The sequence below is a fragment of the Streptomyces sp. NPDC004667 genome (assembly GCF_040609475.1).
GTDB lineage: Bacteria > Actinomycetota > Actinomycetes > Streptomycetales > Streptomycetaceae > Streptomyces.
Window position 1 is genome coordinate 78,277 of sequence record NZ_JBEXKC010000021.1, and the last position, 22,009, is coordinate 100,285.

22 protein-coding genes are annotated in these 22,009 nt (G+C 68.3%); 7 read left to right on the forward strand and 15 right to left on the reverse strand.

Annotated features, from left to right (window positions below; translation table 11 throughout):
• Positions 1-11: 11 nt before the first annotated feature.
• The 10 genes from ABZW32_RS14925 to ABZW32_RS14970 form a co-directional block, all read right to left on the reverse strand.
• Entirely contained in the window at positions 12-767 is a 756-nt protein-coding gene (locus ABZW32_RS14925) for a phosphotransferase (protein ID WP_356215578.1), read from the reverse strand.
• Positions 768-1,300: 533 nt separating this feature from the next.
• Positions 1,301-2,011, reverse strand: coding sequence for a hypothetical protein (locus ABZW32_RS14930; protein WP_356215513.1), 711 nt, complete (start codon positions 2,009-2,011; stop codon positions 1,301-1,303).
• Between the two features lie 91 nt (positions 2,012-2,102).
• Entirely contained in the window at positions 2,103-2,984 is an 882-nt protein-coding gene (locus tag ABZW32_RS14935) for a hypothetical protein (protein ID WP_356215515.1), read from the reverse strand.
• Positions 2,984-4,576, reverse strand: coding sequence for an AAA family ATPase (locus tag ABZW32_RS14940; RefSeq protein WP_356215517.1), 1,593 nt, complete (start codon positions 4,574-4,576; stop codon positions 2,984-2,986). The genes ABZW32_RS14935 and ABZW32_RS14940 overlap by 1 nt, the downstream gene beginning before the upstream one ends.
• A 202-nt stretch (positions 4,577-4,778) precedes the next feature.
• Positions 4,779-5,153, reverse strand: coding sequence for a hypothetical protein (locus tag ABZW32_RS14945; RefSeq protein ID WP_356215519.1), 375 nt, complete (start codon positions 5,151-5,153; stop codon positions 4,779-4,781).
• On the reverse strand, positions 5,135-5,578 hold the full coding sequence (locus tag ABZW32_RS14950; RefSeq protein WP_356215521.1) for a hypothetical protein: 444 nt from the start codon (positions 5,576-5,578) through the stop codon (positions 5,135-5,137). The genes ABZW32_RS14945 and ABZW32_RS14950 overlap by 19 nt, the downstream gene beginning before the upstream one ends.
• Before the next feature lie 211 nt (positions 5,579-5,789).
• Positions 5,790-6,059: a hypothetical protein gene (locus ABZW32_RS14955; protein WP_356215523.1), complete on the reverse strand. Its 270-nt coding sequence runs from the start codon at positions 6,057-6,059 to the stop codon at positions 5,790-5,792.
• 310 nt (positions 6,060-6,369) lie between these two features.
• Positions 6,370-7,119, reverse strand: coding sequence for a hypothetical protein (locus tag ABZW32_RS14960; RefSeq protein WP_356215525.1), 750 nt, complete (start codon positions 7,117-7,119; stop codon positions 6,370-6,372).
• Positions 7,119-7,679 (reverse strand): sigma-70 family RNA polymerase sigma factor, encoded by a 561-nt coding sequence (locus tag ABZW32_RS14965; RefSeq protein WP_356215527.1) that lies wholly within the window; start codon positions 7,677-7,679, stop codon positions 7,119-7,121. The genes ABZW32_RS14960 and ABZW32_RS14965 overlap by 1 nt, the downstream gene beginning before the upstream one ends.
• Positions 7,676-7,897: a hypothetical protein gene (locus ABZW32_RS14970; protein ID WP_356215529.1), complete on the reverse strand. Its 222-nt coding sequence runs from the start codon at positions 7,895-7,897 to the stop codon at positions 7,676-7,678. The genes ABZW32_RS14965 and ABZW32_RS14970 overlap by 4 nt, the downstream gene beginning before the upstream one ends.
• A 436-nt stretch (positions 7,898-8,333) precedes the next feature.
• On the opposite strand from ABZW32_RS14970, the gene ABZW32_RS14975 reads away from it, so the two are divergent.
• Positions 8,334-8,804 carry a hypothetical protein gene (locus ABZW32_RS14975; protein ID WP_356215531.1) on the forward strand — a complete coding sequence of 157 codons (471 nt, stop codon included), beginning with the start codon at positions 8,334-8,336 and terminating at the stop codon, positions 8,802-8,804.
• Between the two features lie 93 nt (positions 8,805-8,897).
• Here ABZW32_RS14975 and ABZW32_RS14980 read toward each other — a convergent pair whose 3' ends face one another.
• Positions 8,898-9,236: a hypothetical protein gene (locus ABZW32_RS14980; RefSeq protein WP_356215532.1), complete on the reverse strand. Its 339-nt coding sequence runs from the start codon at positions 9,234-9,236 to the stop codon at positions 8,898-8,900.
• 137 nt (positions 9,237-9,373) lie between these two features.
• Between ABZW32_RS14980 and ABZW32_RS14985 the strand changes: the two genes are divergently transcribed.
• The gene (locus ABZW32_RS14985; protein WP_356215534.1) at positions 9,374-10,093 is read left to right on the forward strand and encodes an HNH endonuclease family protein; all 720 of its coding nucleotides are present in this window, start codon (positions 9,374-9,376) and stop codon (positions 10,091-10,093) included.
• Positions 10,094-10,105: 12 nt separating this feature from the next.
• Here the strand turns inward: ABZW32_RS14985 and ABZW32_RS14990 are convergent, their stop codons facing one another.
• Complete coding sequence (locus tag ABZW32_RS14990) at positions 10,106-10,300, reverse strand: hypothetical protein (RefSeq protein ID WP_356215536.1); 195 nt, start codon at positions 10,298-10,300, stop codon at positions 10,106-10,108.
• Between the two features lie 203 nt (positions 10,301-10,503).
• Here ABZW32_RS14990 and ABZW32_RS14995 point away from each other — a divergent pair, with 203 nt between their 5' ends.
• The 3 genes from ABZW32_RS14995 (at position 10,504) to ABZW32_RS15005 (ending at position 12,218) form a co-directional block, all read left to right on the forward strand.
• Complete coding sequence (locus ABZW32_RS14995) at positions 10,504-10,824, forward strand: hypothetical protein (protein ID WP_356215537.1); 321 nt, start codon at positions 10,504-10,506, stop codon at positions 10,822-10,824.
• A gap of 6 nt (positions 10,825-10,830) precedes the next feature.
• Positions 10,831-11,181, forward strand: a complete 351-nt coding sequence (locus ABZW32_RS15000; protein WP_356215539.1) for a DUF6233 domain-containing protein — start codon at positions 10,831-10,833, stop codon at positions 11,179-11,181.
• A gap of 101 nt (positions 11,182-11,282) precedes the next feature.
• Positions 11,283-12,218, forward strand: a complete 936-nt coding sequence (locus ABZW32_RS15005; RefSeq protein WP_356215541.1) for a hypothetical protein — start codon at positions 11,283-11,285, stop codon at positions 12,216-12,218.
• A gap of 94 nt (positions 12,219-12,312) precedes the next feature.
• On the opposite strand, the gene ABZW32_RS15010 is transcribed toward ABZW32_RS15005, so the two are convergent.
• Positions 12,313-16,374 (reverse strand): DddA-like double-stranded DNA deaminase toxin, encoded by a 4,062-nt coding sequence (locus ABZW32_RS15010; RefSeq protein WP_356215543.1) that lies wholly within the window; start codon positions 16,372-16,374, stop codon positions 12,313-12,315.
• 619 nt (positions 16,375-16,993) lie between these two features.
• Between ABZW32_RS15010 and ABZW32_RS15015 the strand changes: the two genes are divergently transcribed.
• Both ABZW32_RS15015 and ABZW32_RS15020 read left to right on the forward strand, forming a co-directional pair.
• A complete protein-coding gene (locus tag ABZW32_RS15015; protein WP_356215545.1) occupies positions 16,994-18,808 on the forward strand; it encodes an FG-GAP-like repeat-containing protein in 1,815 nt (604 codons plus the stop codon).
• A 215-nt stretch (positions 18,809-19,023) separates the two neighbouring features.
• Positions 19,024-19,962, forward strand: a complete 939-nt coding sequence (locus ABZW32_RS15020; RefSeq protein WP_356215547.1) for a serine hydrolase — start codon at positions 19,024-19,026, stop codon at positions 19,960-19,962.
• On the opposite strand, the gene ABZW32_RS15025 is transcribed toward ABZW32_RS15020, so the two are convergent.
• Both ABZW32_RS15025 and ABZW32_RS15030 read right to left on the reverse strand, forming a co-directional pair.
• Positions 19,874-21,634, reverse strand: coding sequence for a hypothetical protein (locus tag ABZW32_RS15025; RefSeq protein ID WP_356215549.1), 1,761 nt, complete (start codon positions 21,632-21,634; stop codon positions 19,874-19,876). The two genes, ABZW32_RS15020 and ABZW32_RS15025, sit on opposite strands and share 89 nt — an antisense overlap.
• Positions 21,635-21,642: 8 nt before the next feature.
• Positions 21,643-21,921, reverse strand: coding sequence for a hypothetical protein (locus tag ABZW32_RS15030; protein ID WP_356215551.1), 279 nt, complete (start codon positions 21,919-21,921; stop codon positions 21,643-21,645).
• Between the last annotated feature and the right edge of the window lie 88 nt (positions 21,922-22,009).

Sequence of the window (22,009 nt, forward strand, 5' to 3'; positions counted from 1 at the left end):
GTCCCCTTCGTCTATCTGGGACGGTACCGCTCGCTCGGGAGCCATCGGAATCTCCAGCGGGTACGCCCGGATCCGTGGCTGCCCGGCGCAGCCTCGGAGCCGGTCCCGGGGCCCAACCGCTTCCCCGGACATCGCCGTTCAGCAGTGGTTGGCCCTGTTGGGTCCAACAGGGCCAACGGACGGGCTGGAGGAGCGGGTCGCCCCGGCCGTACGCGACGCCGTACGCCAGACCCTCGCCGATGCAGTGGCCAGTAGCCGCGAAGGTGCGGAGCGTTCGCAGGAGAGGGGTTACGGGAGGAACGCTCCCAGAACCCGCCGAACGCCGCCGCGAACGCCGTCACCACGTCCGGGTCCGGCACCGATCCCAGCAGCGGGGCAATGACTTCCTCGGCGGAAGCAGGATCATGCCCGGCAAGGATCAGGTGCGGCACCAGCGACACCGCATCGCACCAGCCGGCCGCCTGACTCAGGTACGACCAGTCGACGACGACAGCCTCGCCACCCCTCATCACCATGTTGTCCGGGCGCAGATCGCCATGCGTCAGGGTGGACCCCCGCGCCGCGTCCAGCCACCCCTTCTCGATCGCCGACAACCGGCCCAGGTTCCTTCGTGCCCACGAGTCCAGGTCAGCGGGCGCATCCTCAGCGAGCTGCGCCCAGCCGGACGGGGCACCGGTCGGCTCGCTGGTGGACATCACCTTGCGGCACCGCCGGCTGCGCGTGCACCTGGACCAGGTGGTGGAGCCGGTGTGGGACGACGACGGCATCGAGCCGGTGCTGGGGATGTCGGTGCCGGTCGACCGGGACACCCTGATCCGCCGCTGGTACGTGCACCGGATCCGCCTTCACAGCGAAGGCACCGCCCGCCGGGTACAGATCGGCACCGAGGCGTTCGCACGGCCCGTCGAGTGGTTCGCGCTGGACACGTGCACGCTGAACGAGCGCGGCCTGTCGACACCGGCGGTAGAGAAGATCATCCACTCCCGTAGCAGTCGGCCCGCCCCGGCTTGGACTGCTGGCAGGGCGCGCAAAGCCCCGGACGCCGAGTCTCGGGTGCAGGTTCTGCTGCGCCAGCTCGCCGACGCCCGCAAGGTGGGGGCCGTCGTCGTGGTGTCCCGGCTGTGCGGTCAGATCGCCGACGTCACCGGCGCCACGGAGGAGACGCAGGCACAGCTGGCGGCCGCCGTCGCGGACGCCAGGCACTGGCAGGGGTTGGTCCGGCGGGGAGACGGTGGCCAGGAGGGATGGCAGCCGTCGCTGGCTGGGGGAGCTGCCATCCGTGGCCCGCTCGGCAGTGGGGTCAGTGGATCAGTGCGCGGAGATCTGCGAGGGTGTATTCGCCCTGGTGGTCGATGGTTTTGTCGCGGGCCCACGCGGCGAGGGCCGCGTTCGGCTTGGGCCGGTGTAGGGGCGGCACGGCAGTGGCGCCGTCGGATTCGACGAGTTGCTCGATCATCTGGCAGAGGGTGTAGGGGCCTCCGCCGGCGTAGCCGATGCCGTAGCCGGAGTTGTCGGTACGGGGAAGGAATTGGAGGGTGCCATCGTCGTCCCGCAACCAGAACTGGTGCCGGTCGATGATGATGCTGACGGCCTTGGAGGCGGGCGGGAGCCCGCGGCCGGTGATTGAGCGGTAGGTCCAGGTCTCGATGTTCCCACTGACCGTACGGTAGTGCTCGCGCACCACGGGGAGGCCGGTCAGCGGATCGGTCAGGGCCTTTTTGCAGAGGCATCCACTGCCGATGACGGCGGAGGGGCTGTTCTTGTCGTCGTAGACACAGGGGTGGAACAGGTCGCCGATCTTGTCTTCGGTGACGAGCAGGACATGGAGTGCGGTGACCTTGGCATCGTTGAGCCTGCTGATCCACTCGTTCGTGAGGGGGGAGTCGTCCTTCCTCGCGGAGACGTGACCGTTGCGCATGAACATGGCAATGCCGTTCTCGGGCTCGACGTAGACCTCCAAACGCAGCCAGCCCTTCCGCGGGTCGTAGACGTCGCCGTCGTTGTCCGTCATGCAGTCCCCTCCGAATGCCGGTCGTTCGGGTCTAGGGTGCCCGGACACGGCGGGGCTTGCCCGGTCCTTACCGGAATCGATCCTGCCTTGGTCAGGGGCTGTCCGGGCTGGGCTGTTCTGCGAAGGATCCTTCGCAGAAGGCATCGTCCCGGGCCCACGCGCGGTAGGCCACGCCGGTCCAGTGGTTGAGGTCTGCGGCGAGGTGGCTGTCGGCCAGTTCATTCAGGTAAGCCTGGACGCCCGCCGGGCCGATGGCGTCGAGCTGTCGGGTGAGGTGGTGCCGCATGCCTCGGAGGGTTCCGTTGGCGCGGGTGCTGTAGCGCTTGCCGAGTTCGAGGAATTCGAAGTGGTGCTGGACGCGGGCTGTGAGCACGCTGTCCCAGGTGGGGGGCGCGGCGACGAAGTACTTCAACAGGCCATAGCTGCCAGGAGTGATTGCCGCATCCAGCCAGGTCTCGTGGTCGACGTGGTCGTAGTACGGGTGCAGGAGCACCTTGTCGGCATCTTCCGGGGTGCCGTCGCTCTTGGTGTGGTTGCAGATTCCGCAGACTGGTACGAGGTTCTGCGGCGCGACACACAGGGCGGGGTGGACTGCCTTGGGCATCACGTGGTCGAGCTGGGTGGCCTCGCTGTGCTTGCACAGCGGGCAGAGGCCGTCCTCAGGCGCGTCCATCAACGCGTCGTAGATCTCGCGGCCTGGAGTGCCGACGCGCACCATGCCGTTCTCGTAGACGATCGTCGTGATCGTCTTGTTCTCTATGCCGTCGCCGAGCCCGAGCGCTGTCGGTTCGAGGTGGTGAAGGGTGGATGCCCGGGCGGCGGTCACGAACGCGTCTGCCGCCGTCTGTGCTGTGCCGACGGCCTTCCGCAGCTTCTCGCCGAAGCCCTTGGTGCCCTTGGGGCCCCGAGACTTGAGGGTGCACCGCTCCCAGCTGTCACGGGCGCTGAGCTCAGGCGGATCCAGGTGCCACATCAGAGGCTCTCGTCTTCCCTGTCCGCCAGCAGGATACGGACGAGACCCTTAGCCTCGTCGCCGAGCTGTCCGCCGAAGTGGTTGAGCACCTGGTCGTAGGTGTTGTGTTCCTCGACTGCCTTCTCGATCTCGGCATAGAAGCCGGACTTCATCACTTCAAGGCCGAAGATCTCGTGGGTGAGCACCCCGACGTTCTCTCCGTAGGTCTCGATCCTGGGGCGCCGTGCGCGGAGCCGGCCAGCGCGGCTGATCTTGTAGACGCAGGACTTGGGGACTTCTTGGAGCACGACGGGAGAGTGCGTTGCGGTGATGGCGACACCGTTGCGCTCCGTCAGCAGGTCGGACAGTGCACGGACGAAGGAGGAAAGCAGTGGGGGGTGGAGGTGGGATTCGGGTTCGTCGAGTAGTACGAGTGTTTGTTCGGCGACCAAGTCCACGAGCCGGGTGAGGGTGAGCAGAACGAGGGCGTGTCCGGAGCTGAGGCTGGTGAAGATCTCGTGCCAGCCCCGCCCCGTGCTCGACAGCACGTCGGAGCGGCTTTCGTTGATGAGGAAACTCGTGGGCGGGTCGTCGGTGCTGGTGTAGGCGAGGGGCGCGGTGGTTTCGCTGAGGACGGCGGCGTCGAACTGGGCGTCGCTGGCCAGGGTCGTCAGGGCTTCGACCCAGCGGTCGTAGTGCCCGGAGGTCAGAATTGAGTGGAGGCTGTCGATGAATTCGTCGGCCAGCTCCCCCCTGTCCTTGAGGCGGGCGGGCATGGCGTCGTTGATGTCGATGGTGAGCGTCTGTCTGGTCAGGCCGATGTGTTTGTACCTGGTCGGGGTATGGGAGGGGGAGATCCCGGTGAAGGGGTCGAACGCGCTGAAGGTGACCAGGAGGACGTTGGTGAATCCTGTCTCTTCGAGGTAGGTGAGGTGTCCGGCGGTCTCGGGCTGGTCGAGGGGGCGCACGGCGGCTATCGCCAGGGACCGCAGGAGCGTGGTCTTTCCCACCCCGTTGCGTCCGATGAGCACGTGAATGTTGCTGGACGGTACCGACTTGGGCCTGACCTCGAATTCCAGCGCGAGGGGTGGTGGGGCATCGGGGGCGTGCGGGGGGTGGAAGCGGAAGTTGTAGCTCGTCAGCCGCTGCCCGCCGGCGAGGATGCGGCTGAACTGCTGGGTGACCGTTTCCGGGGTGACACTTCGCAGGAGGGAGGTCTTGACGACGTCGGCATCCTGCGCGCTCTCGAACGCGTGCAAGTCGGAGGCGAGGTCGTTCAGGCCGGTCAGGATCTCGCGGCACAGCTCCGGTCCGAGATCCTCGATCTTCTCGTAGTACAGGTCGTCCTGGCCGAGGGAGACCCAGTCGCCGATCCCGCGCGGCAAGCCGCCCTCGTGGACGCCCGCGGGTAGCGGGCTGGGGCCGGGTTCCTGGTCGAGGAGGGCGATTTTCACGCGCCCGATCTCGATGGGGAGGCTGCCGTCGCCGAGGCGGATCCAGAGGTCGTAGCTGGTCCGGTAGTTGTGGTCGTCCCAGTCGTTCGGGACGAGGACGGCGGCCCGCGGGCCAGCGGGGGAGGGGAAGGTTCGGCCGGGTTGGACGATGAACCGCACAGGGCTTCTCCAGGCTGGTGAGAGCACTCGAACCCTGAACCCTATCCGGGCTTCAAGTTACTTGTAACAGAACACCCCACCACCCACTCACCGGCACGCCCCGGCCCCGCCCCGCGCCGTGCCCGTAGGCACAGGACCTTGGTACACCCGCGGGCAGGAGAGGGGTGGCTACTGTCTGTTACAAGTAACTTCCTTCTTCGTCTTATGCCTGTCCGCCTGCTGTCTCGTGAGGGATCGGCTCACGTTCCACGAGGTGTGCGGGGGCTTGGTACTCGAAGGAGTCGTGGAAGCTCGGGTCGAGCGGAGGCCTCGACGGTGACGGCACCCGGTGCAGGCGGCCTGTCTCTTCGCGGTTCCAGTGCCGGCCGTCTGCGTCGGCGAAGCCGATCGCGACGATCGTCGACCCCTCTGGTGCCCCGGACGGCGTGCGCACCGTGAGGACCTCATTCGGGCCGAGCCGACGAACAGAACACCTCGCCCAGGAGTACGTGATCCGCATCTTCCACAGACCGTGAAGGTACGCCGGGTCCTCCTCCGGGCCACGCTTGAGGAGGAGGATCAGTTCGAAGATGGGCAAGTCGGAATCGTTCTCGTCCTGGCGTCGGCCGCTGGGGGAAGGGCCCCGCAGCTGACGGCTGGCGCCCTTGAGGTCGGCGCGGGTCTCGGCCGAGTGCAGCACCGCCTCGGCGAGACGGCGCCCGGCTCGACGTCGTGTTCGTCCTCGCTCTCGGCGAGGCAGCCGAGCAGCCGGAGCGCGTCGACGCTCTGCCGGCCGGAGGCGGCGATGCGGGCGAGGTACGGGGCGGCGTCGGCGCTGGCCGCGTACACGGTGCCCTGGTGCACGATCGAGCTGTACAGCTCCTCCAGTGCCTCCTCGGCGTCCTGCCCGCCCTCGGCGAAGACGCGCAGCAAGTCCGGCAGGTCTTCGGCGGGACCGTAGCCGTGGTTGACGACGGCCCAGGGGTGCGCGTCGAGCCCGGCGAGGGCGGTGGGAAGCTCCATGGCCGTGATCTTCGCAGGGCCCTCCGACATCGCTGAGACCGAGCGGATCCGTCCATCGCGGAGGGGTGGATCAGCAGGCTGCTGCGGTGTGCGAGCCGAGCCGCCGTGCCTGCCCGAGTCCGGCCCGCCCCGCGGGCCCTCGCAACCATCGGAGTACCAGGGGCCGACGACGTCCGACTCAGCCGCCCTTCAGCGGCGGTGACACGTCCGACTACCTCCGGGAGGCCGTAATGAAGGCGGCGATGACCCCGGCGATGGTAAGGATGACGGTGACGCCGCCGACCGCGACCGTGAGCGGCACCGCGAGGCCGGGGTGCGCGACGGTCAGGTAGAGGAGGCCGGCGCCGATGATGAGGACGACGAGGACGAAGAGCAGGACCAGGAGCGGCAGGACGGCGATCCCCGCGGGTGTGGGCGGAGCCGGCTGCTGCTGTGGGGCGGGGGAGGGGTCCGGCTGCTGAGTCGAGGACGTCTGAGACATGAGGGTCCCTTGGATCTGGGCATGCGTGATCGCACGAACTGGTGGGGAAGGCGAGCTGACGCCCTGTTGGCGCCGGGGCGGAGCGGGCCCGGGAGGCCGTCTGCGCGACGGGTTCGGGGCGGGCTCCATGTTGTGCCACCGCGGCTTCGCTGTTCACGGCGTCTCACCGGTGCGGGTGGCAAATTCCGTTCAGGTCTTCTGTGGGGACCTCTGCCGGTGCTAGGCGCGCTGGGCTGAGGCGCTGGTGCACCCGGCTACTCGGTGGAGCCGGGTGCACCAGCGCTTTCAGCGACCCTTTTCAGGAAGGGGGTCAGTGGGTGGCGAGGTCGCGGGGGAGGCCGCGGAAGAAGGACTGCCGCTCCTGGTCCCACGGGACGCGGACCGCGAAGTGCTCGGCGAGCACGGTCTCGGTGTGCACGGGCTTGGGCACGTGGTCGTTGGTGAAGCCGAGCATCTGGGCGAAGGCCCGCCACACCCTGGCGTCCGGAGTCCGCCCGACTGCGGCGTGGTGGGCGGCCAGGAGATGGGCGGCGAGCGCGTCGCCCGCGCCGGCCGCGAACCGCCACCAGTACAGCGCGGCGCCGAGCTGGCCGAGCGTGTAGAGCAGGCACGCGTACGTCCGCGCACCGGCCTGGTCGTAGTCCTTGTCGAAGCTGTGCAGCCGGTCGACGTCCTTGGAGGCCAGGACCACCTCGCAGAGCCTGCGGACGTAGTCGATGACCGCGGACGGGCTGACGCTGGGGTCGGGCGGCGCAATCGGTGTCGGCCGCCGCCGCAGCGGCCGCCGCACCCGCGGCCGGACCGAGCCCTGCGTCCTGGTCCGCGCGTCCGGAACCTGAGCGGGAGCCATCACCTGCGTCCTCACCGCCACAGCCGCCGCCGGCACCTCCTGCTCGGCCGGCGCGTCGTAGAGCTGGCCCGCGACCCGTACCCGCGGCGGACGCTGTGCCTCCTCTGCAATGTGATCGGACAGCCGGCGAAGGAACCCGGCGGTGTCCTGGTCGTCATATTCCTCATGGAGAGCCCGGGCCTGCGCCTTGAGCATCTCTTCCAGCATCATCAATCCCCTTTCCCCGCGTCAGGGATGTTCATGAGTTCCTTCAGCTTCGCCAAGCCGAGGGACACGTTCGCCTTCGCCGCACCCGGCGTGATGTCCAGACACAGCGCGACGTCTTCGTAGGAGAGGTCGGCGAGGTGACGCAGCCGCACGCTGTTGGCCTGCATCGGCGCGCTCTTCTCCAGCGTCTCCAAGACCTCATCGAGCTTCACGAACGCGCTCAGGCCCGTGAAGTCGGTGGCGACGGGGGCGTGCTGGCGAGCGGCTTCGTCGCGCCCGGCCATCCGGGCCCGGCGCCGGTAGAAGTCGACGAGGTGGTCGTGCAGGATCCGGTACGCCATCGCCCGCGGGTTCTCGTGGGCCATGATCCGCTCCCACTTCCGATACATCTTGTAGGCCGCCTCCATGACCGCGTCCTCCGCGTCCTGGCGGTTGCGCAGCCGGGATCCGGCAAGCCTGAGGAAGCCGTTCCTGTACTGGGCGAAGAAGCCTTCGAAGGCAGCGGGAAACTCGGGTGCCGGGTCGGGCTTGGTCAGCTCGTACTCCCACGACGAATCGTTCACCGCTCCCCCTCCTGGTCGTTCGGCGGCCCGGCGGCCGGCTTCTGGATTCCCAGGCGCTGCTGGGAGATGACGTGCCGCAGCTCGGTGCGCGCGGTCGTGCGTTCTGCCTTGGCCTGCGAGGCGGTGCGGGTTATCGGACGCGGCTGGGCGTCCGGTCCCGCGGCGGTCATCCGGTAGGCGCCGTGCTTCGGCGTGTACCGGGACATCTCGTGCCCCACTGACCCTCCTTACCTGTTCCGGTGAGACCCCGGGCCGCGCCATCGCAGCCCAGAGGAGAACGCTGTGTGCTCTCACATGTACTCACCGACACGAACGGGCGCTCGGGTTAACCGACGGACACGCGTTCTTGGCGGAACATTCGCGTCCGCTTGTGCCATGGGGGCCGACCAGCGTTAACCGCAGTTCACGTGACCCGGATCACAGAGTGCGCCCGTTTGAGAGCCAGGGCGCATGACCGGCGCACACAGGGCGCACTAACCTACCCCCGACCGTTTCCTCGCGTCCGAGACGAGAGCGTCCACGAGCTGATCGTGCGTCACGCCGGAGCGGTCGGAACCTGAGCCGGGAGTCCTTCCACCCCAAGACCGCCGGAACCACGGGCTACGCGAAGGTGATGGAGCAGAAGCTGCGCGACATCGGATACGGTGCCATCTGATGGCCATTCAGCCCGGGGGCAGTGCCCCGAGGACGGGGCGGTACCTGTTCCTGGGGTGCGTCCTCCCCGTCCTGGTCTTTCTCGGCCTCGTCGGCGTGTTCCTCTGGCAGGTCGCCGAGCACGCCGGTCCGCAGTTCGGCAGCCCGAAGCCGGAACCCGGGCGGGAGTCGCTCACTCCGGCCGAACGTAAGGCCGCCGAGCCCCGCAGGGCAGCCATGGAAGCGCTGGCCAAGGAGCTCCAGGGAGAGTCCAGTCTGACCGAGGAACGACTCCTCGACCGTACGAGGGCAGCACTCGCGCCGCCCTTGTCGGCGCGGATCGACGTCCGGGCCGCGAGCGGGGACCGTCCCACCGGGATAGGCCTGGGCGAAGGCCGCATCTGCATCACCGCCACGATCCGCCCGGGAGACGTGGACGTCAGGGCCGAAGGACGCAACCCCGACGGTTCCTGCCTCCCGCAGGGCGGGTGATCGTCCGCCGGGCAGGGCAGAACGACAGAGCCTCCTGGCAGCCATGCCAGGAGGCTCTGTCGTCTCTGCCGCTCCGGCCCACGAGGGCGCGACTCAGGCCTCCGTGACCCCGCCGACGAACGCGGCCCAGGACCGGCCATCACGGCCGACTCGCAGCCACCGTCCACCTTCGAGTGGACCGGGCCGGCCCGGACGGCGAGAATCGCCGACCTCAACCGCTGTTGCGCCCGTGTCCGCGGCGAACAGGTCGTCGCCGCTCTCCTGCAGCCGCTTCAACAGCTTGCCGAGGTCGTGCCTGTCCCTGACTCCCGGCCCGACGAACGCCTTGAGTGACAGCTCGGCCAGCTGGCGGGCGAGGAAGAAGGCCAGCTGCGGGATCCCGGCGTCGATCAGCGCGATGGCGCCCTCGTAGAACTCGCCGGTCGGTGTCAACGAGTGTGTTGGCGTCAGAGGCGATCCTCGGCCCAGGCGTGGTGTGCCGTTTCTTCGGTGAATCAGCACGCCCGTCTGGGTGTCGGGACCGTGGGTTCCCTCCCAGCCGAACCCGACGAGCGGCTACAACCCGGGGCGTGATCAAAAACCTGCTGCGCCGCGGCCTGCCCGCGCTTGCCCTCACGGCCCTGCCCTTGCTCGCCACCGCCGCGCCGGCCACCGCCGCCGACGGCCCGGCCACAGCCGTCACCCTGCCGTCCGCGGTCGAGACGGCGTCCCTGTTCGAAGGCATCGACCGCATCCCGGCCGCCCCCGAATCCCGCGACGGTTACGTCCGCACCGCCTTCAAGCACTGGAACGCGGGCGCGATCGCGAACGACGGCTGCAACACCCGCGCCGAGGTCATCCTCGAAGAGGCCGTCGAACGGCCTGAGGTCGCCCCCGGCTGCAAGCTCACCGGCGGCCGCTGGTTCTCCCCCTACGACAACACCTGGGTCACCGCCGCCTCCGGCCTCGACGTCGACCACCTCGTCCCCCTCGCCGAGAGCTGGGACTCCGGAGCCTCAGCCTGGACCGCGAAGCGCCGCGAGGCCTACGCCAACGACCTGGCCAGCCCGACCTCGCTGATCGCGGTCACCGCGAAGTCCAACCGCGCCAAGGCCGACAAGGACCCGGCCGAATGGCTGCCCCCGACCGCCACCTACCACTGCGCGTACGTCACGGGCTGGGTCGAGACCAAGCTGCGCTGGTCCCTGACTGCCGACGACCGCGAGCGCGACGCACTCCTGGGCCTCGCCGAGGACTGCCCCGGCGCGACCGTCTCCTACGAGACCGTCCCCTTGGACACCACCCAGTAGACGCCCTCCCTTCTACAGGGGCAGCGCCAGACGGGACCCGATGCGAAAGCGCATCTCCCCGGCCGCATGACGAACATCCTCGGGCTGCTCCACGTCGTCGAGCAGCCCGAGCAGGACCATCAGTGCCCTCGCCTCATCCTCGCTGATCAATTTCAGGCGCGGCTCGGTCACCCCATCAAGGAGCACGTCCAGCAGATCGTCATCCATGCCCGGAACAACGCCAGAGGGAACCAGTCGTCACGATATGGCGCATCCGCGCTGGCTGTGCTCACGCCCTGGCCCTCGGCGCCACGGCTGCATTCGTCAGAAAGCCTCCGCCCCGACAACCGGGGCTGCGCCCAAGACACTGGTGAATAGCGGGGACATGGCCTACCACCACTGCACCCGCATTCCCCGACGACCTTCTCCAGTTGCAGGAGCGCCTCCACCGTGCCCACGCCGAGCATCGCGCCTACCTGGCCGGACTGCCCTGGAGCGTGGAACCGATGGCCGGCTGGGCGCGCGGTGAGCGCTTCTCCCACCGCGGAGACGTCCCCGACAGCCCCGGCTGGAGCGACGAACAGAAAGAGACCGTCGACCGGATGCGGGCCGGGCTCTGGGAGCTGTCGACCACCGTCGTCGATCACCCCCACTGGGCGACCGTTCCGCGTGAAAGCCTGGTGGACGCCCGGATGCAGCTCAAGAAGCAGACCCGCCCGGTGGAACCCGATGACGCAACCGAGGCGGCGTAGCCCGTCATGCCCGAACCCCTCCTGCCCCTGCCACCGGCCCTGGACCAGCTCCTGGTGATACGCCGCTGGCTGGACCTCACCCTCGCCCGGGTCGACGAGAGGATCAGTGTCGTTCGGGCAGCCGACGAAGAGCGGGCACGCCGTCGGCCGTCGGCGGAGCCGCCCCGCTGGTGGATCGAGTACGACATCGGAGTCTCCCGCAGGCCCGACCGCGTCCACACCGGTGCCTGCAAGGTCACCAGCCGCGGGCGGGCGGCCACCCGGCAGTCGGTCCTGGAAGTCCTGCGGACCGTGCCGTCAGCCATCGCCTGCCCCCTATGCCGCCCTGACAGCGAACTCGGCCTCCTCGACCGCTGATCCAGAGCAGTGGTCGCCCCGGCCGCCGGGGCAGCGTCCTCGCCCGGTTCGACATCATCCTCGCCGCGGCCGCGCCCGAGCTCGCCGGGCGCGTGCAGGCCGTGGCGTTCGACGCGGACACCGGCCGCCTGGACGTCGTCCCTGACGCTCCGGTCGTCGGCACGAAACTGCGCTGGAGCGCGCCGAAGCTGATCGCGGCGGCCAACGAGACGGTGACCCAGGCGAACGTCCGCGCCCTGCACGTCCTGACGCCCTCGCGCGTGCAGGCCGGCCCGGGCCCGCGGCAGGCTGCACCCGTCGTACCGGTGCAGCGGCCTGCTCCGCCAGAGGGCTACCGGCTCGCCATCGAAGCGCACCGTGCCGCCGCGGGGCTGTCCGGAGCGGACCCAGGTATCGCCAGGGCCACCAAGGTCCTGATCGACCGTGCGCCGGGCCCGGGAAGTCGGCGGCCCCTGCTATGCAACCGGGTTCTCAAGGAGGATGCCTCGCGGAGGCCCTTGTTCGTATGCGATCATGCAACGTCTAGTAAATCGCTGCGAGGGAATATGTGGTTCGAAAAGCCGTTGTCTCAGAGTCGACAAAGCTGGTCACTGAATCCGCTGATATCCGTGGGACCGCTGCGATTCGGTATGCATGCCCGTGAAGTTACTTCGATCCTAGGCTCAGATGCCGGGCTCCTTTCGAACGGGTCTGCTATTTTCGCAGACTTTCAAGATCAGGGGATTACTGCGTATTATTCTGAGCGCAATGATCTCAGGCTGGTTGCCGTGGCAGTGGATCCGCTCTCTGGCCCGCAGGTTAGTTTTGGTGATGAGGGCCTCACGGGGCGGCTGCCGTCTGAGCTCGATCCATGGATCGATCGCATGGCAGATCTCGGGCACGAGCTTCTTTTTACTTCGAATGGCCAGCCGAGTCTTCGCGATCTAGGTATTCTTTTGCTACTTCGCCCGAACGGGGATCGATCTATTAGCCTGCCGGTTTTCCTTGGCGGGCAATGGCTCGATTCGGATTGGGAAGACCTCCCTATCATGCAGTAAGCAGTCTCGCCAAGATGAGAGCGCCTATAGGGCCTGCTAGCTGAATAGAAGCGCCGCTCTGCACGTGCAGAGCGGCGCTTGGGTTATTTAATGACTACCTGTCGCAATCCTTGCCAGTTGCCAGCCCTGCCAACTCAACAGTCTCGGGCATGCCTGGGTAGTGGACGATCAGCGTCTGCCCCTTGCACAGGATGGCTGGCACAGCCTGGCGACATCCCTGCTTTCCTCCAACTTTCGGGCAGACGTAGTTGGTGTTGATCACGACATCCATCTTGTCTGGAGCCTTGCCTTTCCGCATGAAAAGCGCGAGCTTCGTCTCTACATGTTCGGCCGCCCAAACTCCACCCTTTTCGAGATCGAAATCCGGCGACTTTCTGAGAATCTCATTTATTTCATCAGAGAGGGAGCTCTTGCCGCTCCAGATAGGTTCCTTCCAAAACCTCTTACCTTCGGAGAAGGCGTATCCTACGGTTTTTTGTGTCTTCGGCAGGTCCCACCATGCTTCGAGAACCCACATCGAGCAGGGAACGCCGTCTGTATTGTGAACGAGGACGTCGGTGGTGCCGGTGTTGACGTAGTAGGTGTGGGTGCTGTCGATGGTGAGGTCGTAGGCGGGCTGAAGCCCCTTCCAGTGGCTGGTTTGGCCAACCTGGACTGTGATGCCGACCGGGGTGCGAAGTGAGTCGTTGCTCCGGAGATCGACGGCGTCGACCCACCGCTTACGATTCTCCGCCCAGTACGGGTGGTGGTCCGTGGACGTGAGGCTGGAGCCGTCAGTCAGGGTGACATTGGTGAAGTCCCGGTCGTCGGGGGTGGTGATGGTCTGGGTGACCTGCCGGGCTGCAGTGGTGCCATTGGTGGGGTCGGTTGCGGTGACAAGGTCGCCGACCTGGACTTGCTCGATATTCCGGCGGGTGCCGTCGGCCATCAGCACCTTCGTCCCCGCGGGGAAGCTATGCGGTGGCTTTACCTTGGGACAATCGATGGTCCGGCGGAGCGCGCGCATGAGCCGGATGTCGTCGATGGCGTCGGCGGCCTTGCTAGCGAGCTTGAGTTTGCCGATGGGCAGGACACCGGCGGCAGCCATCGTGCATCCGGCGAGCGTCGGTGCTTTGATGCAGGCCTTGACGTCGTTCAGGCCGGTGAGTTCCCACACGATTGCGCGCAGGGTGGGGTCGATTTCCGGCATGCGGATCTCGGAGTTTTCCGGGTCCCTCACGCAGGCCATGATCGGGGCCATGGTTTCGCGAGTGGGGTGCGGGACGCAGATCCGCTTCGGCTTTGCATCCTGTCGCCGCTTGCGGTCTTCTTCGGCCTGGCGGCGTGCTTCGGCTTCTTCCCGTTCCCGAACCAGCATCACCGCGGTCCAGGCCTGCTTGGCCTCGTCCTCAGCTGCGTCCTTACTCTTGCCCGCGGCGGTGGCGGAGGCACGCGCCTCGTCCGCCGACCTGTTCGCTTCGTGGGCGGACTGGCGGGCGTAGCTGGCGGAGAACTCGGCCTGGGAGGCGGAATTTTCTGCTGCTGAGGCGTCGGCTTCGGCTCGGCTGGCGGCGCCGCGCGCTGTGGCGGCGGAGTTCGCGGCTGCGGTGGCGCTTGCGGCGGCCTTGTCAGCCGAGGCTTTCGCCGAGGCGGCGTATCCGGCTGCTTGGTCGGCGGACTGCTGTGCTCGGACTGCTGCGTCGTTGGCGTCAGCGGCGGCTTGCTTGGCCTTGAAGGCTGCTTCGGCTGCCTTCCAGCTGTTCTCTCGTGCCTTGGCGGCTACCGCGTCGCCTTCGGCGAGGAGGCTTTCAATCTGGTTCTTGTGGTGGTCGGCGAGGTCGTCCTTGCGCTGGGCCATGTACTGGCCGGTGGCGACGAACTCGTGGAGCTGGTTGGCCGGGCCGGCCAGGGCGATCTTGGCTGCGGCCTTGAGCTCGTCTCCGCCCGTGGTGGTGAGGCGGGCGGTGATGACCTTCTCGTCATCGAGGCGCGCGGTGTACTGGGTGATCTGGAGGAAGGTCGCGAAGGCCTTGCCGGTGCCGTCGGCGAGGGCGGCCTTGGCCGCATCCTTGACACCGGGGCCGCCGGTGGTGGCCAGCCGGGCGACGTCGACCTTCATGTCGTCGGCGCCAGCGGTGTACTGGCCGGTGGTGTAAAACCCCTGGATCTGCTCGAATGCGCCTTTGAGCGCCTCCGCGGCCGTGTTACGGACGGAGGCGTAGGGGCTCTGGGTGCTCAGGCCCACGACGCGCTGGCGCACGTCGTGCTGATCGGCTTCCTTCCAGCGGATGCGCAGGTAGTCCAGGACGTCCTGGTCGGTGCCGGCGAGCGCGCGGGCTGCGGCTTCCTGGTGCCAGGGGCCCAGGAGTTTCATCGCCCGCAGCGCCAGCTCGCGCCCCTTCTTGGCGGTGGAGGCGACGTCGGCGTCGGGCCGCCCCGCTTCCTGGGCCGCGAGATTGGCGGTGTCCTGCAGTTCCAGGGTGGCGGCCTGGGAGGCTGCGGAGGCGGAGATTGCCTGGTCACTGGCGGCCTTGGCCGAGCGTGCCCGCTCGATGGCAGCCTCGGTGCGGGTGGTCAGGTCGGCGGCTTCGGTCTCGTTGGCGAGGTCGAAGATCTCCCGGGCCTTCTTCATGGCGGCCGTGGCGGTCTCCGCCGCGGTCTTGGCGGCGTCGGCGTTCTTCTTGGCCTTGTCGGCGTACGTGGCGGCGTTGCCGGCCTGGCGGGCGGCTTCCTCGGCGAAGTCCGCAGCGTTTTCGGCGTGTGTGGCTGCTGAGTTCGCTGCGTCCCTCGCGCTGTACGCCGCGTTGGCCGAGCGGTTCGCCAGCGAGGTTGAGCGGTCGGCGGCGGCACGGGCTGCGGTGGCGTGGCGACGTGCCTCGGCCGCAGCCTGCCGGGCCTCGTCTGAGTGGACGCCTGCCTCGTCGGCGTATCCATTCGCCTCTTCAGCGGCGGCCGCGGCGGCATCAGCGTTTGCCGCCGCGCTCTTGGCGGCGTTGGACGCCACACCAGCGGCTGCAGAGGCCCGGCCTGCGGAGTCCGCTGCGGCGGCGGACTGCCTTGCGAACTGTGCGGCGGCCCGCGCGGTCGCTGCTGAAGCCCGGGCGTTCTCTGCCTGACCGGCGTCTCCGGCTGCGGCGATCGCTGCGTTGTAGGCCCTGTTCGCCGCGTCGGCGGCAGCGGCGGCGGCCGAGGCGGTCTGGGCGGCGGCGAGCGCTGCGCGGCGGGCGGCGCGGTTGGCGGCGTTGGCCGAACCGATCGCCTCTTGCGATGCGGACGCTGCAGCCCGGGCGGCGTCGGCGGCCTGCTTTGCCTTGACGGCGGCGCGCTGCGAGTCGGTCTTGGCTGCCTGGGTCTCCCTGGCTGCGTTCTGGGCGGCGGTCTTGGACAGCTCTGCTGCCGTGACGGCCTTGGCGGAGGCTTCCTCAGCCAGCTTGGTGGCGTCCTCGGCCTGCTTGCCGGCCTGCTTGGCTTGTTCGGTCAGCTCCTCGATCGAGGCGTGGACCTGGTCGCGGCTGCGGGCGGTGAACTGCCCGACCTCAAGAAATTCGACAATGTCCTCGGGCGTGCCCTTCAGCGCGGCCTTGGCCGCTGCCTTGACGTTCGGGCCGCCGGTGTTTGTCATCCGGGCCACATCTACCCGGTTGTCGTCCTGCTGGGCCGCGTACTGGCCGGAGTTCAAGAACTCCTCGCGGTCGGCGAAACTGCCCTGCAACGCAGCCTTGCCGGCCTCGCGGACGCCGGGACCGCCATAGGTGACAATCCGCGCGATGTCGACCTTGCGGTCGTCGTCCAGCGGATCCTCGTACCCGTACAGCAGGAACGTCTGGAGGTCGGCGGGTGAGCCGAGCATGGCGTTCTTGGCCGCCTGCCGTACCCCGGGACCGCCGGCCATGGCCATCCGGGCGGCATCGACCCGGTTGTCGTCGTGCTCGATGGACCTGGCTTCGTCCAGGAACTTCTTGATTGCCTCCGGCCCGCCCAGCAGGGCCTGCTCGGCGGCCTCCTTGATGCCCGGTCCGCCGGTCTCCCAGAAGGTGACGATCTGCTTCCGTACCTCCTGCGGCGACGGGGGCGGGGCTTCTGCGGCCGCTGCCGCGGGCGTACCCAGTAGTCCCGATAGCAGGCCGGCCGCAAGAAGTCCCCTCAGACCGCGGCTACGCGCGGAAAACCTTCTCAATTCTCCCGAACCAGGTGGCCGGGAGGATATTCGCCGCCTCATGCGGCTCCCCCTCTGTAAAAATGAACTCCGATAGCCTCGAACGGTATGGAATTAGCCCAAGAAAAGGGATTGCGCAGGGACTTGGCTATGACTCGGGCTGGCAATAGCAGCCTGCCGCGCCGTTCGAGGAGGGCTTGGTCCGGAAGATCGTACAGCTGCGGTAACCCTCCCCTGGACTCTGGCGTGTCGACACCGCAACGTCGTGACCTGCACTTTCAGCCACTTAGATCCAGCCATGAGCGGGCGTCTCGCTGGATGGAGCCGATGCTGCCCGGGAGGGAAACCTGACTGCATGTCAGCAAGGGCGACGGTTGTACTCGAGCCTAAGGTTTTTTTGAGACGTTGATCATCGCCCATTTAAAAGGAAGTCGATCTTGACTATGGTTTACTTGCAGGGCGAATTTAATGGGGTCTCGAGTGTCCCTTCTCCTGCTTTCCTGGAAGGCCTGTGATGGCTATATCCCGCGCGCGCAGATATCTGATGGCGAATGTCCCGTCAGCGCTCGCACTGACCGCCCTGTCCCTCGCTGGCGCACCCACGGCCAGCGCTGACCCCGTTCTGCCGGGGGTAGAAGCGATGTCGTATGCGGTGGAGGACTACGCCTACCCCGGCGCGGCAGCCATCCAGGCGGAGAAGGGCGTCACTCTCAAACGCGGTGACGGCAACCTGATGCTGCAGGCGTGTGACGGTACTCAGGACATGACGGTCAACACCCGGGGTCTGAAGGACTACTGCTTCGACGTCAAGGCGAAGCCCGCCTACCTCTCCCTTGAGCTGCCGTCCGCGTACGGGATCTGGACCGGGGCCTTCCCGGTCAAGACGACCATCGAGGCCAACGGCACCAGGACCGTCATCGACGCCCCCGCCAACGACTTCACCGGCTACGGCGAGGCGACCTCGGACCGGGTCAAGTCCACTCTGATCGAGCTCCGCGTCACGGGCGAGAACACCAACCCGCCCGCGCCCACCGGGGATGCCACCCTCGCCTTCGCCGGCAAGATCACCGTCGGTGAGGGCAAGCGGTCCTGCACCGCAACCCTGATTGACCCGCGCTGGGTCCTCACCGCGAAGCACTGCCTCGCGGACAACCCGGCGGACACCAGCACCGTGACGGCGGGCGCGCCGAAGGAGAAGACGACCGTCACCGTCGGCCGCACCGACCTGACCACATCCGGCGGCCACACCACGGACATCGTCGCGCTCGTTCCCCACCCGGACCGCGATCTCGTCCTGGCCCGCCTGGACAAGCCCGCCGCCGCTGTCACCCCGGTCGCGCTGGCCACCTCGCCTCCGGCAGCCGCTCAGGATCTCACCGTTGCGGGCTTCGGCCGTACGAAGACGGACTGGGTGCCCTCCAAGCTCCACTCCGCGACTTTCACGACGGGCAGCTCCGACGCGACCGGCATTCTCGTCACGCCCAAGTCCCCGGCTGACGCGACCGTCTGCCAGGGCGACGCAGGCGGCCCGGCCGTCGGTCTGCAGGACGGCAAACTGGTCCTCCTCGGCATCACGGCCCGGTCCGGCCAGGCCGGCTGCCTTGACGCGGCCAACACCACCGCCGGCGCCTATACCGTGCGTGTCGATGACCTGGGACAGTGGATCAAGGGCAACGTCACCGAGCCGGGCCCCGACACCAGCAACCTGACCGACCATCGTGTCCTGGCGGACTTCAACGGGGACGGGAAGGCCGACCTGGCCGCCGTCGACAAGAACGGCACCCTCCAGGTCTACCGCGGCCGCGCCGAGGGCACCTTCGAGCCGACCCCGACGGCTGTCGGGACCCCGGGGGTGTGGAAGACGGTCCAGCGGATCTTCGCCGGTGACTTCAACGGCGACGGCAAGCGCGACATCGCCGCCGTCTGGGAGAGCGACCGCATCCTCCTGCACGCCGGCAAGGGCGACGGCACCTTCGCCACCACGGTCACCCTGAGCCCCCAGAACGCCACCTGGGCCCAGCTCAAGCACCTCACCCGCTACAAGGTCGACCCCTCCAGCCCCAAGGACGGCGTCCTCGCGACCCGCCCCAACGGCGATCTGTACGCGTACAAGGTCGGTACGAACGGTCAGCTCGACTTCAACGGCGGCAAGAAGATCTGGCCCGACACCTCCTTCAACAGCGTCATCATCCTCGGCACCGGCGACTTCAACGGCGACGGCCGTGACGACGTCGTGGGCGTCTGGGAGAACGGCGCGCTGGTCCGCTGGACCGGCAACGCCTCCGGGACCCTGGACGCCGGCGGTCTGGCCGCGGCCGGCACCTGGACCGAGCTGAAGATCGTCACCGGTGACGTCGACGGCGACGGCAAGATCGACATCGTCAGCTGGAAGGGCAACAAGATGTCCTTCCACCGCGGCCGGGGCAACGGCACCTTCGAGGGCGTCCAGCCCTGACCACCGACCCTCCGCCGCACGTGACCGGGACGCTTCCCGGCAGTGCGGCACTGGGGTGTGCGAACAGGACCACCGTCCTGTTCACACAGCCCTCACCCACCCAATTCCGGCCACTCCTGCTGACAACGACGGCGGAATCCGGTCATGCGACCTCCTGGGTGGGAGCCGCTACCGCGCCTCCCACCCAGGGTTCTTCAACACGATCAAGGACTGAAGTGATCTCCACCCTGATGCGGCGCGCCCGGGGCACGCTCGCAGTGACCATCGCCGCCGGCGCCCTGCTTGCGGCCACGTCTCCCGCCCAGGCCGCACCCGTCCCGACGCTCACCGCGGCCGGCGCCATAGTGATCGACGGCACCAACGGGTCCACGCTCGCCGCCAAGGACGCCGACACCAAGCGCCCGATGGCGAGCACCACGAAGATCATGACCGCCCTGGTGGTCACCTCCCTGCCGAACCTCAACCTCGACCAGAAGGTCACGGTCAAGCAGGAGTACCTGGACTACGTCTACGTCCAGGGAGCGAGCTCGGCCCAGCTCAAAGCCGGGGCGACCCCGACGGTGCGTCAGCTGCTGTACGGGATGATGCTGCCGTCGGGCTGCGACGCCGCGTACGCCCTCGCGGACACCTTCGGCACGGGTACGACCATGGCAGCCCGTACGGCGGACTTCATCGCGAAGATGAACGCCAAGGCCAAGGAACTCGGCATGGCGAACACCGTCTTCGACTCCTTCGACGGCATCTCGCCGACCGGCAACAACCTCTCCAGCCCGCGCGACCTGGCCACGCTCACCCGTCAGGCGATGGCCGACCCGCTGTTCCAGACGCTGGTGAAGACCACCACGTACAGCACCGGCGGCACCGCCGCGGTCGCCGCCTGGAGCAACACCAACCTGCTGATCCAGCCTCGGCCGACCGGCTACGGGGTCCCGGGCGCGCTCGGCGTCAAGACCGGCACGACCACGGCCGCCGGCAAGTGCCTCGTCTTCTCCGTCACCCGCAACGGCAAAACCATCATCGGTGTCCTGCTGAATGACGAGGAGCGCTACATGGACTCCATGGCCCTCACCGACTGGGCCCTCGGCCCGGCAGCCGGCTCCAAGACCGCCCTCCAGCGCAGCAACACCGCCCCGATCCCCGACATTCTCGACTGACCTGACCACGAGGCAGACACTCTCGTGTCCGCCTGGCCCCTTGCTGCCAGCGCCCTCTTGCGTCGGCAGCAAGGCGTTCCAGAGTTACCGCCCAGGCATTTCTCGCGGACAGCCGCCTGAGGCCAGCCGAACAGTCACCTCCCGCTCGGCTGAGCAGGATCGTCTTCGAGAGCCTGCGAACGTGGGTAAGAACACCGGCAACCAGCGACCTCACCGCCCAGCAGCTGAACAGCCAGCCAGGGTGAAATCGGGGCCCGGACCACATGTGGTCCGGGCCCCCATCCGTGTTCGGTCCGTGCATAGGAACCTCCGCCACGGCGTCGTGGTGCGGCTGGGTGCGGCTGCGGCTATCGGCCGGTACGGGTCCGTCGGGCTGGACGAGGTGCTGCCAGCGGGCGCGGACGGCGTCGGGGCTGTCGATCCACTGCGTGGTGGTGGGAGCGGGCAGGGGCAGGTCGCCCATGAAGTGGGCGATGTCGGTGAAGTAGACGAAGTCGCCGGTCGCGGTGGGGCGGCGCAGGCGGCCGATGGTGGCGGCCAGCTCCTGGTTCTCCTGGCGTACGGCGTGGTGGAAGGCGATGGCGAGTTCGACGAACTGGTGGAGGAAGGGCAGCCCCGCGCTGGTGATGTCGGTGTTCAGGTTCCGGACGCGGTCGATGATGCCGTCGGTTCCGGCGTCCTTGTTCAGGGCGACGACCTGGGCCAGGAGAGTGTTGGACCGCTGGTCGAGTGTTTCAAGGAGCTGGTGGGCGAGGAAAAGCTCGGCGCCGGCCCGGTCGGGGTTGGCGAAGGACAGTGCGAGGGCGAGGCGGACCTGCATCATGACGCGCTCGCCAGGGGCGGCGTGTTCTTCGGCTTCGGTGCGGCCGGCTTCGAAGGCGGCGACGGCCTGGTCGGTGTGGGCGTGGGACCAGTGAATGTCGCCGAGGACGCGGTGGTGGCGGCCTTTCCAGCCTAGGGCGGCCACGGTCAGCAGGCCGGTGCGGGCCTCTGGCCGGTCCAGGACGGGGGCGAGCTCGTTGCGGACGGGGATCAGCAGCGCGTACAGGTACAGGGTGGCGGCGTCGTAGCCGTACGGGGCGCGGCCCCAGCCTTCCCAGTCCAGGATGTGCGGGCTGCGGGTGATGTTGCCGTAGTGGAGGTCGCCGTGGGCGGTGCTCCAGGTGATGGCGGCGTCGGCCTGGTGGCCGGTGAGCTGGGGGATGACGCGACGCAGGTACTCCTCGCGTACGGCTTCGCGGTCCGTCGGCGGCGGGACGTCGGCGAGGACGTCCAGGGCGGCAGCCATCTCCTTCCACCATGCCTCGGGAAGGCCGGGGTCCTCGTCGAGGACGGGGCGCGGGGAGACCATCGGGTCCGGGGCGAAGGCGTACAGCTCGGCTCGGTAGGCGTGTGCGTCGACAGTCCAGTCCCGGATGCGGAACAGGCCGGGGCGCGGCACCGAGGCGGGCAGAACGCGGGAGGCAGAAGGGCCGTCCCACGGCGTTCCACCCTCGGTGCCGGCCTCGGCACAGACCACTCGGAGCCAGTGCGGGCCGGCTGCCGCCGACACGGTCCGACCCTGGTACCGCCACACCCGGCGTCCGGTGGCGCGCAGGCCGAACTGGTCGGCGGCGTGCTGCTGGGCGGCCAGCATCCGATCGACGGGGGCAGGGGCGGGGGCCTCGGACATGACGGGTCCTACCTGCGGGAGGCGGCGGCCGCATCCTTGGATACCAGCTCCGTGGCAAGGGCCGCGACCTGTTCTGCGGTCAGGCCGGAGCGCTCGGCGAAGTCCCCGAAGGTAGGGCGGGCGCCGGAGACCAGGGCCTCCAACACGGGGCGCACGGACAGGTGCAACTCCCATTCGTGTCCGGCGGCGCGCAGTACGACGGCCGCGTCGGTTCCCTCCAGCGCGGCCTGGGCGGTGATGAGGGCCACGACCAGGCCGGTTCGGCGTGGACGTCGCGCTTCTTCCACCGCCCGTGGCTCCGTCGCCGGGTGCGCCTGACAACTGATCACGTTCGAGCCAGGTAGGGAGTTTCAGACAACGCCATCAAGGCGGCCG

What these genes read in the sequence shown, in the direction of transcription:
- ABZW32_RS14935 (WP_356215515.1), bottom strand. Translation starts at nt 2,984, where the DNA reads ATGTGGCACCTGGATCCGCCTGAGCTCAGCGCCCGTGACAGCTGGGAG.
- ABZW32_RS14955 (WP_356215523.1), bottom strand. Translation starts at nt 6,059, where the DNA reads ATGTCTCAGACGTCCTCGACTCAGCAGCCGGACCCCTCCCCCGCCCCA.
- ABZW32_RS15025 (WP_356215549.1), bottom strand. Translation starts at nt 21,634, where the DNA reads ATGTCCGAGGCCCCCGCCCCTGCCCCCGTCGATCGGATGCTGGCCGCC.
- ABZW32_RS15015 (WP_356215545.1), top strand. Translation starts at nt 16,994, where the DNA reads ATGTCGTATGCGGTGGAGGACTACGCCTACCCCGGCGCGGCAGCCATC.
- ABZW32_RS14930 (WP_356215513.1), bottom strand. Translation starts at nt 2,011, where the DNA reads ATGACGGACAACGACGGCGACGTCTACGACCCGCGGAAGGGCTGGCTG.
- ABZW32_RS14925 (WP_356215578.1), bottom strand. Translation starts at nt 767, where the DNA reads ATGCCGTCGTCGTCCCACACCGGCTCCACCACCTGGTCCAGGTGCACG.
- ABZW32_RS14990 (WP_356215536.1), bottom strand. Translation starts at nt 10,300, where the DNA reads ATGGATGACGATCTGCTGGACGTGCTCCTTGATGGGGTGACCGAGCCG.
- ABZW32_RS14950 (WP_356215521.1), bottom strand. Translation starts at nt 5,578, where the DNA reads ATGGAGCTTCCCACCGCCCTCGCCGGGCTCGACGCGCACCCCTGGGCC.
- ABZW32_RS15000 (WP_356215539.1), top strand. Translation starts at nt 10,831, where the DNA reads ATGCCCGAACCCCTCCTGCCCCTGCCACCGGCCCTGGACCAGCTCCTG.
- ABZW32_RS14960 (WP_356215525.1), bottom strand. Translation starts at nt 7,119, where the DNA reads ATGATGCTGGAAGAGATGCTCAAGGCGCAGGCCCGGGCTCTCCATGAG.
- ABZW32_RS14975 (WP_356215531.1), top strand. Translation starts at nt 8,334, where the DNA reads ATGGCCATTCAGCCCGGGGGCAGTGCCCCGAGGACGGGGCGGTACCTG.